The 12,796-nt window shown below is 40.0% G+C and carries 9 protein-coding genes and 1 other RNA gene; 7 read left to right on the top strand and 3 right to left on the bottom strand.

Annotated elements, in window-relative coordinates; all coding sequences use genetic code 11:
* Positions 1-64: 64 nt before the first annotated feature.
* Positions 65-1,222, bottom strand: coding sequence for a chorismate mutase (locus CWB85_RS10795; RefSeq protein WP_138554888.1), 1,158 nt, complete (start codon positions 1,220-1,222; stop codon positions 65-67).
* A gap of 361 nt (positions 1,223-1,583) precedes the next feature.
* Between CWB85_RS10795 and CWB85_RS10790 the strand changes: the two genes are divergently transcribed.
* Positions 1,584-4,586, top strand: coding sequence for a bifunctional diguanylate cyclase/phosphodiesterase (locus tag CWB85_RS10790; RefSeq protein ID WP_171039005.1), 3,003 nt, complete (start codon positions 1,584-1,586; stop codon positions 4,584-4,586).
* Between the two features lie 70 nt (positions 4,587-4,656).
* Here the strand turns inward: CWB85_RS10790 and tyrP are convergent, their stop codons facing one another.
* On the bottom strand, positions 4,657-5,859 hold the full coding sequence (tyrP, locus tag CWB85_RS10785; RefSeq protein ID WP_138554886.1) for a tyrosine transporter TyrP: 1,203 nt from the start codon (positions 5,857-5,859) through the stop codon (positions 4,657-4,659).
* 386 nt (positions 5,860-6,245) lie between these two features.
* Here tyrP and CWB85_RS10780 point away from each other — a divergent pair, with 386 nt between their 5' ends.
* Positions 6,246-7,148, top strand: a complete 903-nt coding sequence (locus tag CWB85_RS10780) for a DMT family transporter (RefSeq protein WP_016708934.1) — start codon at positions 6,246-6,248, stop codon at positions 7,146-7,148.
* A gap of 30 nt (positions 7,149-7,178) precedes the next feature.
* On the opposite strand, the gene CWB85_RS10775 is transcribed toward CWB85_RS10780, so the two are convergent.
* Positions 7,179-8,054, bottom strand: a complete 876-nt coding sequence (locus tag CWB85_RS10775; protein ID WP_138554892.1) for a flagellar protein MotY — start codon at positions 8,052-8,054, stop codon at positions 7,179-7,181.
* 223 nt (positions 8,055-8,277) lie between these two features.
* Between CWB85_RS10775 and rnt the strand changes: the two genes are divergently transcribed.
* The 5 genes from rnt (at position 8,278) to CWB85_RS10750 (ending at position 12,654) form a co-directional block, all read left to right on the top strand.
* Complete coding sequence (gene rnt / locus CWB85_RS10770) at positions 8,278-8,970, top strand: ribonuclease T (RefSeq protein ID WP_138554885.1); 693 nt, start codon at positions 8,278-8,280, stop codon at positions 8,968-8,970.
* Positions 8,971-9,239: 269 nt separating this feature from the next.
* Positions 9,240-9,596: a transfer-messenger RNA gene (gene ssrA, locus CWB85_RS10765) on the top strand.
* Between the two features lie 219 nt (positions 9,597-9,815).
* Positions 9,816-11,009: an integrase domain-containing protein gene (locus tag CWB85_RS10760; protein ID WP_138554884.1), complete on the top strand. Its 1,194-nt coding sequence runs from the start codon at positions 9,816-9,818 to the stop codon at positions 11,007-11,009.
* Positions 11,010-11,402: 393 nt separating this feature from the next.
* Positions 11,403-11,615 (top strand): helix-turn-helix transcriptional regulator, encoded by a 213-nt coding sequence (locus tag CWB85_RS10755; RefSeq protein ID WP_138554883.1) that lies wholly within the window; start codon positions 11,403-11,405, stop codon positions 11,613-11,615.
* Positions 11,608-12,654, top strand: a complete 1,047-nt coding sequence (locus tag CWB85_RS10750; protein ID WP_138554882.1) for a replication initiation factor domain-containing protein — start codon at positions 11,608-11,610, stop codon at positions 12,652-12,654. The genes CWB85_RS10755 and CWB85_RS10750 overlap by 8 nt, the downstream gene beginning before the upstream one ends.
* Positions 12,655-12,796 lie beyond the last annotated feature (142 nt).

The raw sequence follows: 12,796 nt of genomic DNA, 5'->3' as shown, positions 1-12,796 counted from the left end.
TAAAGCACTAACATTCAATAGATAACAAAAAGGGCCATAATGGCCCTTTTGCTTTAGTTAGCGTTTAACTTTCTACACTGACGGCTTGCAGTGATTCGCTTTGATAACAACCCAATACGCGTACATACTGAGTATGCTCTTTTAGCTCTTCTAACGCGTGTTTAACGTGACTATCGACAAGGTTCGCTTCTAAATCAACATAAAACACTTCTTCCCATGGATTACCAGGTACAGGGCGTGACTCTAATTTAACTAAGTTAATATTATGGTGTTTAAAAATCATCAGTGCATCAGCAAGCGAACCCGCTTGTTGTTTAGTGGCCATAATTAAACTGGTTTTGGTTGGAATTTGTTTTGAGACATGTAACGGTTTACGGGCAACGATAATAAAGCGGCTGTGGTTTTCACGTTGATTAGCCAAGCCAGATTTTATCACTTCTAGCCCGACATTTTTCCCCGCTTGTGCAGAGCCAATTGCCGCGCTGTTAGGGGTATCTAGGGCTGATTGTAGGGCGCTTGAGGTTGAGTCGCAGGTTTCATGTTGAATATCACCTAAGCCTTGTAAAAAGCGGCTGCATTGTGCGAATGGCTGTGGGTGAGCAAAAATTTTACTAATTTGGCTAAGCTCAGTATCTGGGGTCGCAAGTAAACAGTGCTCAACGCTGTGAGTTACTTCACCAACGATTGAGACTTGTGCGTGTTGTAGTAAATCAAACACTTCGTTAATACTACCTGAGCTGGTGTTTTCAATCGGTAATAACCCAAAGTCAGCTTGGCCATTTTCAACCTTGCCGGTGATCTGCTCAAAGCTAGAGCAGCCCATCTCAACAAGTTTACCTGGGCGACGGCTAAAGTATTTATGGCAAGCAAGTTGACTATATGAACCTTGGCCACCTAAGTATGCCACGCGATGCGTTTCACTCATGATATCAGGATTTAAGTTCTTTTGCAGCATGGCCTGCTGATTAAGTACTGAATCTTCTAAGATTGTTTGAAAGACATTATTCACATAATAGGCGTCTAAGCCAAGTGATTTGCCGTAACCAATTAGTTTCTCAAGTAACGCCAGCTCACGGGCTTCATCGCGTATAGGTTTGTTATTAGCAATTTTATACTCTACGACACCATGGCTAATTCTGCGGCGTTTTGCCAATAAAACCAACAAGTCAGAGTCGATTTCATTTATATCGTGTCTGAGTGAATTTAGTACATCGTTTGTCATTTTTGGGTTCCTCATTCCAAAAAATTACCTTTTGGGTAATAAAAACAAAAAAGCCTCCCAGTTGGGAGGCTTTGCTATTCGGTAGATTTAATCTCGCAAACAGGTAAGCCTCTTCTATCTAAAGAAGCTAAAAAACGAAAAGTGTAATTGCGAAAATTTTGTATTCATGGTCTTAATGTATGAAGAGTGGGCTATAAAGTCAACACTCCAGCGGGTTTTATCACCACCAAAGTGTGGTTTATTTTAGATATTGGTTTTTTTCTGTGATATTAACGAAAAATTTATAAATCTAAATTGGTATCTGGTATATTTCGGTAGGTGGATTTAAATAAGAATAATTATTAAAAAAGAAGGTTGCCTTGTGGTGTATAGACGCCCACCATCACGTTTTGGTGTAAACTCGTTGAGTATGAAGCTCTCGTTATTAATTTCAGCTATTTGTTTAATTGCTGGGATTTGTGCTGCAGTGTTGATGCTCAAATCAGAAGAAAAACAGCTGATATTTGAAGAGCATGAAATGCTCAAACACTCTAGTGAGCGATTGATCCGTCAATTTAATAATTTAGTGAAAACTAAAATTAATATTGCCGAGCAAGCGAATAATGTTGTCTCTAGCCAGTTGCTTTATAACTCATCGCAATTGATAAGCAATCAGAGCGCACAGCTGACTTTTGACTCTGATGGCAGTATTCGTAGTGCCTCGGAAGATGGGTTATCTGCAGCGTTTATGCCGCAAGATAAATACTCACCTTTTTATAAAAAACTGATTAATGACTCAGAGTCACTGTGGAAAATTGTTGCACCTACGTTGATCCAAGATTTCTTTAACTTTTACCTAATCACGAAAGATAATTTTATTCGTATCGCCCCACCTAATTGGGCATTGAATGTAGCAGGTTCTCATCAATTTATTGATAGCCAAAGTTTTAATTACGCAAAAGAAGCATTGAACCCAACTCGTGCAGCGGTGTGGTCTAAAGTGTATTACGATAAAATTTGGCATAAGTGGGTGGTGAGTGTACTTGTGCCAATTTACCTTGAAAATAAATTTTTAGGGGTGACGGGCAGTGATCTAGCACTCGATACGCTTATTTCCCAATTGCCAATTGGCGATAATGAGCAGCACTTATTTGTTTTTGATAGTCAAGGGCAATTACTCGCTCATCCAAACTTAAATAAAAATCTTTACGAAACCTATGGGCAAGCAGGTAAACCATTGCGTACGGCTGATTTTCTAAATAGTGATTTGCAAGAACTCATTAATCAAACCATAAAAATGCATTTACCAGAATACGCGGACTCCTTTGTGCAAGAAGGGGAAACCCATATTATTAATATTCGTAAAGTTGAACATTTAGACTGGTATATCGGCATTTACAAAAAACGCTCCTCGGCACTTTCAGCGCTTGAAGAACTCAAAGTGAAGTTTTTTGGGTTGTTTATTCTGTACGCTATTTTGGTCGCGCTGTTATTACACCAAGCCTTGTATCAATTGGTGTTACGCAGGATCCATTCACTGGTACATGCCGTAACTAATTTCGGTAAAGGGCATTTGCAGATAGAGTTTCCAAAAGAGAATAAAGATGAAATAGGTACTCTAAATGGCTCTTTTCGAGATATGGCGATTGAAATCCGTAAGCTGATCGATGGGTTAAATCAGCGTATTACTGAAAAAGAAATTGCCGAAAAAGCAGCTAACCGATTATCAAAAGCGGTCGCTTTCTCAGGAACCGGGGTAGTGATCACAGATCAAAACTTTGTCATTGAATATGTTAATCCAAAAATGTTAGAGATGACAGGGTTTGATGAAAGCCACTTTATGGAGTCGCCATTACTAAGCATTATTGCCACAGAAATGGCTATTTTAGTCGATGATATCGATATAGATCTGCGTAGTCGAAATTACTGGCGTGGTGATACTTTGATCCAAGGCTTAGATAAAAAACCTATTTGGGTCTCGTTGAGCATTTCGCCGATCCGTGAAGACGGTGGAAATATCAGTAGCTACGTTGCATCTGCACAAGATATTTCGTTTGTTAAAGAAAGCCAGCGGAAAATGGAACAATTGGCTTACTTTGATACTTTAACTGGGCTTGCTAATCGTACCTTTTTTAGAATGCAATTACGTAAATCAATGGCGCTTGCCGAACGTGGTCATTATGCGTTTGCTTTATTCTACTTTGACTTAGATGAGTTTAAGCGGATAAATGATACGCTTGGACATGATGCTGGTGATCAGTTATTGATTGAAGTGGCAAATCGATTGAAAAAACGCCTCCGTGCTGAAGATACCATTGCTAGGTTAGGTGGCGATGAATTTGCTGTGCTACTGAGCGGGATCGAACGCCAAGAGCATGCGATGGAAGTGGCTAATACTATTCAGCAAACCTTAAATGTGCCAATAATGCTTGGTAATAACGAAGTAATTATTAGTGCCAGTATTGGCATCACAATGGCTCCTTACGATAGCAAAGAAGAAGATCAGCTGTTAAAACATGCTGATTTGGCAATGTATGAGGCAAAAGCAAAAGGACGCAATACCTATCACTTTTACAGCCAAGAGCTTAATGCCGCTGCAAATGAGCGCCTGTTTATTGAAAATGAACTTCGTGTCGCCATCAAAGCGAAGCAGTTTATTATTTACTACCAACCACAAGTTGATAGTCGTACTCAGCAGGTTGTGGGCTACGAAGCCTTGATCCGTTGGTTCCACCCAACGGAAGGAATGATCCCACCAACTAAATTTATTCCTATCGCTGAAGCAACTGGTTTGATTGTTGAACTAGGGGCGTGGGTATTACAAGAAGCGTGTGAGTTTGCGGCTCGGTTGGCGATGCAAGGGCGTGAGAATAATATTTCTATTAATCTATCCGCTCGACAGTTCAAAGACGCCAAGTTAGTGCCGCTATTGGCATCGATTATCAAGAAAACCAAAGTGCCAGCTAAATGCTTACATTTAGAGCTAACTGAGAGCATGTTAATGGGTAATGTAGAAGCCGCTATTTCGCAGTTACATCAACTCAAAACGCTTGGCGTATCTATTTCTATTGATGACTTTGGCACAGGTTATTCGTCACTAAGTTACTTAAAGCGTTTTCCTGTGGATATTTTAAAAGTAGACCGCTCGTTTGTTAAAGATATACCCGATGATCCAAATGATATGGAGATCACCGCAGCAATTATAGCGATGGCGCAAAAATTAAAATTGAATGTGGTAGCAGAAGGGGTAGAAACCATAGAGCAAGTGGAGTTTTTACAAAACAATAACTGTTTTATTGTACAAGGTTATTATTACAGCGCGCCGATCCCCGAGAGTGAGTTATCAAACTTGTTTGAAAAACTTAATGAACGGGCTGGATCTTAGTTATTATTTCGCTTTAGTTGGAATTATAGAAAGGCACCCTTAGGTGCCTTTTGCGTGGTGCTAATTAAACTCAACCAATCGCTGGGATCACACCGGCCATTTGCAGACCCTGAGCACTGATTATAAGCACGCCACATAAAGCCGCAATGGCTAAGCCAAGATTGCCACCACGCACCGCATAGCCGCTTTTATCACGACTGGTGCGTTGCTTGTAAACCATTGCAACGGGTAAAAATACAGCCAAGACAACCAAAGCGATAGCTGCATAGCCAAGGGCCATAATAAAGCCTTGTGGATAAAACAGTGCAAACCCTAACGGTGGGATAAAAGTGATTAGCGCCGTTTTGATACGATCTTTATTACCATCGCCTTTTTTAAACGCGTCAGCAAAAAAATCAAATAACCCTAAGCTTACACCCAAAAATGAGGTTGCTAGCGCTAAGTCTGCAAATAGATTAACCGCAGTGGCGACCGCTGAGTTGTTTGCAATATTGGCAATGCTTGCGACAAAGCCTGGCAAGCCAGAACTTTTTAGTAACTCAGCTTGGCTCATCATCCCTTGGCTAATTAATTGCCAAAAAATATAAATAACTAAGGGCAGGGCTGCACCGGTGATCATCACCCGACGCAGCGTTTTTATATCAAGGCCTACGTATTTAACGATGGATGGAATAGAACCATGAAAACCAAACGAGGTAAATACCACTGGAATGGCTGATAAAATAAGCCCTTGTTCAATAGGCATTTCTAATAAGTGTTGGCCATGAACATAGGGAGTTAACATATAAAATAAACTCGCCAATACCAAGATTTTAATACTAAACAGCACGCGGTTTAATTTATCGACTTTGCTGGTGCCCAAAGTAACAACGGTACCTATTACAATCGCTAAAATAATCGAACCCATTTGCGGTGCAATATTGAGATTAAAACCGTTGTTTATTTTTTCTTGTAGTTGTGCGCCGCCGCCGGCAATGTAAGCTGCACACAGTGCATAGAACAAAAACATCACTGAAAAATTAGCGACGTATTGACCGCGCTTACCAAGCCATGATTTTGCTAATGTATTGAGCGTGGCATCGCGATCAGCATGTTGATGAAGCTCAAGCATTAATAATGCGGTATAAGTCATTAACGCCCAAGTTGAAATAATTAACGCTAATGCAGTGGTAAAACCAAGCCCTGCAGAGGCAATGGGTAATGCCAACATACCTGCGCCGATAGTTGTACCTGCAACAATTAACATGCTGCCTATTGTTTTATTTTTAAGCACTTTTTGCCCCTAAAACTTCGTGAGAGGCAGGCAAGATATAACTAGTTGGCACAAACTTAAATACTTTTGTTATAAATCAAAGAAATTAAATGTAACTTATGATTTACAAGCGAACCTTATCAAAGCAGTATTTAGCAAAAAAGCCATTGGATGTGTTGACTTATTGTGCAGTTCTGCTATTTCTATAGATTCATTTTATTATTAAGAATTCTATTTATATGCAACATATGAACCGAGCCCTAACAATGCGCCCATGGCTGAATCTATCAGTTGTGCGTCCATTGCTGCGCTGCGGTTAAGTTGTTTTTTACTAACCGCGATTTCAAAGCGGTTAGTGTTGTATTCCTTCCTCTTTGTTATTGCCGCCTTGCTAAAGGAATAAGCGTGTGAGCGTCAAAGTATCGTATTTTTTAATGGTGTTAATTTGGTCAACAACCCCGCTGGGCATTGTTTGGAGCAGTGAGTCGGTCTCGCCTACACTTGCCGTGTTATTGCGTATGTCGATAGGTTTAGTATTAGCGGCATTGGTTGTCGCAATAGCGAATATTCGTATTCCTTGGCATCGTCGCGCGTGTTTTTTGTATGGCTATTCGAGTATAGGTATTTATGGCGGCATGCTATTGAGTTACATGGCTGCTAAAACGGTTCCTTCAGGGCTTATCTCTTTAATGTTTGGTTTGGCGCCTATTCTATCGGGGCTATTAGCACAGCGACTGCTGAATGAGCCTAAATTTAGTGCATTGAAGCTAATTGCCTTGGCGTTTGCATTGTTGGGGCTATTTTTGGTCAGTGAAAAACACATGCAAGGCTCATTAATGCAATTGCATGGTTTGCTCTACGTATTCATGGCTGTGTGTTTTTTTAGTTTGAGCGGCGTAATGATCAAACGAGTAAAAATTGCAATTCACCCAATGGCAACTACATTTGGCGCATTAGTATTTGTCACTCCGCTATTTTTTATTACTTGGTGGCTGGTCGATGGCGAGCTTAACAGCAATGCGTGGAGTGCCAAATCGTTATGGTCAATTGGCTATTTAGGCGTATTTGGTTCACTTATTGGGGCATTGGCTTATTTTCATGTGTTACAAAAATTACCGGCAAGTACCGTTGCTTTAACGACCTTGATCACCCCCAGCTTTGCAATAGGCTTAGGTGCCTGGCTGAATAATGAAGCGATTGATCGGCAGTTGTTAGTCGGCGCGAGTATTATTTTATTGAGTTTAGCTGTATTTCAGTTTGGTGATGGTTGGATAATGAAAAGGGCGAAGTGTAGCAAACTTACCCATTGATCTTATTAAAAATGTAGCCTGAAGTGTTAGCTACATTTTTTCTATTTGGATCACTAAGCGACGGTTTTTATTGCGCCCTAATATATTGTCATTAGTTGCTACATGGCGTTTTTCACCAAAACCTTCGGTTTCAACTTTACTTTCATCAATACCTAGGCTCACCATGTATTCTTTAATTGCTAGAGCTCGTTTTTTAGAAAGCTCTAAGTTATTCCAGCGTCCGCCGTAGCTATCGGTGTATGACGCGATTGAAATCGCGGCAATACTGGTGTCGTATTTTAAGTATTCGGCTATTTTATCTAAGCGTTGCTGCGATGATTTAGTTAACTTACTAGTATTAGGTTGATAATTCATTACTGTGAATGAAATATCTTCAAAACTGTATGGCAACAGGGCATCACGGCATTGTAGAAATGCCCAGTAGGCTTGTTTAAAGTTAATACTCGATAAGCCTACGGCAATTTTATCGGCACTATTTTGCCAGTCTTGGTAATAAAATGTTGGTTGATAGCCTTTTTCCAGCTCAGTCAACATTTCCCATGCGGTATGATTACCAAGTTCACCGTCAAACTTGCGAAGTAATTTCATATTAGCAAGATCGCGGGCAGGTAAGCCCGCTCGCCAAGGTGGTGGCACCGCTTTTAAACCAGCAATACTATAATTATCAGGGCGTACAACCATATCTAAGTTAAATAATACGTCTTTGTTTTTACTGGCAGTGGCACTAAAAATAGCTTCACCGTAATAGGGAACTTCATGATTTAACTGACATTGTAAACGAGTTGTTGTTACCACTTGCCATTGGGAGTTGTCTGCTGTGGCCGTGTATTGGCGCATAGCACCATTGGCGCTATAAGGTAATAGACCAATTACAGTGAGGCTTATAGATAACAATGATAACTTCACCACGAAATTCTCCAACAGGGTTTACTCTAATCAAACGAAGCATAGCCAATTAATTGACGAGCTAAGCACTAAAAATATTTAGTAACTGCAATTGTGACGCTAATTTAAATGAAAGCAATTTATATGCCTACAATTTATAAAATAATTAATCCTGAAATGGCCTAGCCTAAAGGGCATCAACTTTGTCATAATAACCAGCTAATACTTGCAAACCTAGAATACTATGGCAAATACTGAACAAACTCTTTTCGCAAAACGCTTTCGTGGCTTTTTTCCGGTGGTTATTGATGTTGAAACAGCGGGCTTTAATAAAGCAACCGATGCGCTGTTAGAAATTGCGGTGTCAGTATTAAAAATGGACGAGGATGGCTTACTCAGTATCGATCATACCGTACACTTTCATGTTGAGCCTTTTGAGGGGGCAAACATTGAGCAAGCAGCCATTGATTTTAATGGTATAGATCCTTTTTCACCACTGCGTGGCGCAGTTTCTGAAGAGGAAGCGATCAAAGAAATATGCAAAGTAGTCCGCAAAGCACAAAAAGCAGCAGGTTGTCAGCGCTCAGTGGTTGTTGCGCATAATGCAGCATTTGATCATGGCTTTTTAAATGCAGCCATTGAGCGTAATAATATCAAGCGCACACCATTTCATCCTTTTGTGAGCTTTGATACCACTTCTTTAGCGGGGCTAGCACTTGGCCAAACAGTACTGGCAAAGGCATGCCGTGCTGCAGGTATTGAATTTGACAACAAGCAAGCCCATTCAGCACTATATGATACAGAACGTACAGCAGAGCTATATTGTTTAATCGTAAATCGTTGGCAGCAATTGGGAGGCTGGCCGTTAGCCGATGAAGTGCCAGAAGATGAGCAAAATGCCGAAACTGAAAGCTTTGCCGCTAACACCACTGAGTAATTTTAACGCAAGGGAGCTTTATCGGTATGGGTTAGCTGATCAGCTCTGAGCTCACACTATAATGCTTGTAGTTATTTGCATACTCCGTTTGGCATCCACCCAAGTAATTGTTTATAAATCATACGTGGTACTTGGTGAAATGAACATTCAGTTGTGTATTAAATCTGCAAACGATTGTTAAGATAAAAATAAAGCATAGATCAGCCTTGAGTATCAGCACGTTACTCGGTTATACTGCCTGCACGCTCTGAATGAGTTTAACTAATTCAGGGGCTGATTAGGATTCGACGGAATTCATGAAGCCCAAGGTGCATGTCGAGGTGCGGTTTGCCTCGTAAAAAAGCCGCAATTTAAAGTAATCGCAAACGACGATAACTACTCTCTAGCAGCTTAGGCTGGCTAGCGCTCCTTCCAAGTATTCTTGTGGACTGGATTTTGGAGTGTCACCCTAACACCTGATCGCGACGGAAACCCTGGCTGGGGTTGAAGCGTTAAAACTAAGCAGCCTCGCCTTTATCTATCGTGTTCGTCCGAGATTTAAAGGTTAATTAAATGACGATACTAAACATGTAGTACCGACGGTCGAGGCTTTTCGGACGGGGGTTCAAATCCCCCCAGCTCCACCAATATAGTGTTCGGCAAGTGCCGAATACGTTCAAAAAGCCCTTAACTTTTAATGAGTTAAGGGCTTTTTTGTTTCTAAATGGTTCGAAGATGTATGGTACTATTCGGAACACTAAGTACCATTGCAAGTACCATAAACCGCTGAGAATAAACTTGTGGTACCAAAAAGCATTTTTACTATAAATTTCAGTTGATTGTAGCTAAGTTTAAGAAGGTAACTAATGGCAAAATTGATCAAACCTCTCAGCGACACCCAATTAAAGCGCGCAAAGGCAAAAGATAAGGATTATGAACTTGCAGATGGCAATGGTCTTTATTTAAGAATACGCGTCTCAGGTAATAAATCTTGGATATTCCGTTACTATCGTCCTTACACTAAAAAGCGTAATAATATGGTACTGGGCGCATATCCTACAATTACACTTCAAGAAGCCAGAGTATTAAGAGAGCAAGCACGTGCGCTTCTTGCAAAAAGCATTGATCCGAAAGAACAAGCCGAGCAAGAGAAAACCGATATACTTAACGAAACTCAAAATACATTTAAATATGTTTCTGAGCAATGGTTCGATGTAAAGCGTGCATCAGTCAGTGAAGGCTATGCTGAAGATATTTGGCGTTCGTTTGAAAATCACTTATTTCCGCAATTAGCAAACAGACCTATTAATACATTAACAGCGCCCATGGTCATTGCTGTTATGAAGCCACTAGCATCAAAAGGTGTGCTTGAACAAATTAGACGATTAAGCCAACGAGTAAATGAAGTCATGACTTATGCTGTTAACGTGGGCTTGATCCAATCAAACCCGTTGGCAGGTATTCGCAGTGCATTTCAATCACCAAAGCGAACTCACATGAGTACGATTGAGCCAGAAAGATTGCCAGAATTAATGGCAATGCTAAATCGTGCAAGTATAAAATACACAACACGCTGTTTGATTGAATGGCAGTTACACACAATGTGCCGACCAATGGAAGCCGCAGCTGCTAAGTGGTCTGAAATCAATTTTGATGACGGGTTATGGATAATCCCTGCCGAGCGGATGAAAATGCGAAAAGAGCACAAAGTACCTTTGACTAAACAAATGCTTCATTTACTAGAATTAATGAAACCAGTTAGCGGCCACAGAGAATATATTTTTCCTGCTGATAGAAACCCACGAAGTCATACAAATGCGCAAACAGCTAATGCGGCAATAAAAAGGATGGGGCTTGAAGGTGCGCTGGTGGCCCATGGTATGCGTGCGCTTGCTAGCACCATTTTAAATGAGCAAGGGTTTGATCCAGACTTAATAGAAACTGCTTTAGCACACATAGAAAAAAACGAAGTCAGACGCGCTTATAACCGTGCACAGTATATCGACCGCAGACGAGAAATGATGGAATGGTGGAGCGAACACATAGCAAAAGCGAGTTAATAATTAGCTCAGATGGAACAAATCTGAACGAGTAAAACCCCTTAAATCATGTCATATTATCAAGGCTATCTTTTGACAAAAAAGAGGCCTTGAACATCCTACTTATACCTCATTATTATCAATAGTAATTGTTTAGCCTACGTTTAAATAAACCTCCATGTAAATCCACGGTTTGTATTAGTTACTCCATTTCTTATTATTAGTTATTTAAAATAAATTGCTTGCGGTTCTTGTTTTATATGGCAGAGATTACTTTTCGATTTGTTCAATTAAAAAAAAGTCTGAGCCTAGCAGCTAGGCTCGATTCTCAGACTTTTAATTTTTCTATTTAATAGCTCTCGAACTGATGCGATCACACTCGATCGAATCGAAATAAAAAATAGAGAAATTGACATGAATAAAGATCACTGTGAACAGCAAACACCTAGTATTGACCGTTTTGTTAGAGAAAAAGAATGCCAGCATATTACAGGGCTATCACGTACATCACGTTATGAGATGGAACAGGCGGGTACGTTTCCAAAGCGAATTCAATTAAATAAAAGAACGACAGCATGGCGATTATCCGACCTCTTAAAATGGATGGAGGCGTGCATTAATGGATAATAAGATCATAAAAGGGGCATTAACATCGACAGAGAATATTAATAAAGTAAATAAAAACAATGTACTTACAGGGTCATATAAAGAGTCATTAACAAAGACAGATGGTCTTTTTTTAGTAAACAATAATATTAAAACACGAATTGATTATGTAACTATTAATTTAGTACTTGTTTGTAAGTACCAATTTGATGAGGTTATGCAAAAGCTCAAAGACTGGCTAAAGTCATTATTGATTAAAGTCAGTCAGTTTAAGCCTAAGCTAAAACACTTTGATGATGGACAATTACTCAACAGTTATGATGTGGTTAAACAAAATTGCGGTGCAATTAAATGGTCTAACAATAAAACAAGTATTCGATTGGAGCTAACAGGTTTTGCATGTGAGTTAATCAATTTAGACGACCGCTATTTTTTCCCGCTATTACAACTCGATAAGTTTGCTAAGTTGGATATTAGGCGAATTGATTTAGCGCTCGATGATTTAAGCGGTAAATACAACATACGTCATGTTCAAAAGTCGTTTAGTAAAGGTGACTACTCGCCTAAGTCCGGTACTGTGCCGACTCGAAGGGATCTTAAATCAAACGAAGGAAGAACAATTTACATAGGTGCCAATAGCTCTCATAAAAAGATGGTAATTTATGAAAAGGGTAAGCAACTCAAGCTACCTGCAGATGAACCTTTTTATAAAAATTGGACGCGTCACGAATTACGTTTACAAGGTAAGCGGGCTCAACCGATACCGCTTGATATATTTACAGCACCAGACAGCTATTTTGTTGCAGCATACCCCAAGGCATATAGTCGTATGCTCAAGAGTGTTGAGCCAAGAGCGATTGTTCGAGAAGTCAAAACACGTTGTAAAGTTACGCTTGATAAGCGGCTTTTACACTTACGTAACCAGTATGGGCCGACAGTTATGTTTGCAAAGCAAACAATGACAGAGACGGAAATTATAAGCTCCGTTGCTCGATGTAGTAAAAGTAATCAACCATCGTTACCAATTGCACTACTTCAAGAATCAAAGACTGTTTTTTAGCCATTTTTTCTGCTGATAAATGTTAGATCCTCGTTAGATTGGCGTTTTGTTCATGCCTGTTAGAGCCCTTGTGCATAAAGGGCTCAGAGGTGATTTATGACAATCTTATAGATAGAGTTTGCCATTTTTGTATATTTAAGGT

This window comes from Pseudoalteromonas sp. S1727, assembly GCF_005886375.1.
In the GTDB taxonomy this organism is placed as follows: domain Bacteria; phylum Pseudomonadota; class Gammaproteobacteria; order Enterobacterales; family Alteromonadaceae; genus Pseudoalteromonas; species Pseudoalteromonas haloplanktis.
This window is presented reverse-complemented; position numbering and strand designations above follow the sequence as displayed.

Excerpts from the sequence above, each read along its gene's own strand:
- CWB85_RS10760 (WP_138554884.1), top strand. The coding sequence starts at position 9,816 with ATGGCAAAATTGATCAAACCTCTCAGCGACACCCAATTAAAGCGCGCA.
- CWB85_RS10750 (WP_138554882.1), top strand. The coding sequence starts at position 11,608 with ATGGATAATAAGATCATAAAAGGGGCATTAACATCGACAGAGAATATT.
- CWB85_RS10755 (WP_138554883.1), top strand. The coding sequence starts at position 11,403 with ATGAATAAAGATCACTGTGAACAGCAAACACCTAGTATTGACCGTTTT.
- rnt (WP_138554885.1), top strand. The coding sequence starts at position 8,278 with ATGGCAAATACTGAACAAACTCTTTTCGCAAAACGCTTTCGTGGCTTT.
- CWB85_RS10795 (WP_138554888.1), bottom strand. The coding sequence starts at position 1,222 with ATGACAAACGATGTACTAAATTCACTCAGACACGATATAAATGAAATC.